Origin of the sequence: Corallococcus llansteffanensis, from assembly GCF_003612055.1 — a bacterium.
Classification (GTDB): domain Bacteria; phylum Myxococcota; class Myxococcia; order Myxococcales; family Myxococcaceae; genus Corallococcus; species Corallococcus llansteffanensis.
Genome location: NZ_RAWB01001183.1, coordinates 1 through 453 on the forward strand (window position 1 = coordinate 1; position 453 = coordinate 453).

1 protein-coding gene is annotated in these 453 nt (G+C 63.6%); it reads right to left on the minus strand.

The genetic code is table 11. From position 1 onward, the window contains the following. Positions 1–68: 68 nt before the first annotated feature. A partial coding sequence (locus D7V93_RS44035; protein ID WP_147451735.1) for an Lrp/AsnC family transcriptional regulator occupies positions 69–453 on the minus strand: 385 nt, incomplete at its 5' end.

Below are 453 nucleotides of genomic sequence, written 5' to 3' on the forward strand. Positions count from 1 at the left end.
TTTCATATCAGCAAAGTCATGTCGGCTTGCAGCGTGACACGCCGAGCACCCTGGCGCAAGGCGCGAATTTACCCACCAAGGTGGGATAGCGGCAACGCGCCATCCCTCTTCAGGGCTGTCAGTACGATATTGGAACGCACGTTATCCACACCCGGCACGCGCATCAGCTTGCGCATGACGAATTCCGACAACGCCGGCAGGTCGGGCACCACCACGCGCAGCATGTAATCGGCGTCGCCCGCCACGGAATAGCATTCCTGCACCGCATCGAGCAGGCTGATCTCTTCATGAAAGCGTTCGACGATGGCGTCGCCGTGGTGCGCCAGCTTGACGCTCGCGAACACCGTCACGCCCAGCCCCAGCCCGGTCGGCGAGAGCACCACCCGGTAGCCCTCGATCACGCCTTCCGATTCAAGCCGCGCCAGGCGCCGCCCGACTTGGCTGGCCGACAGG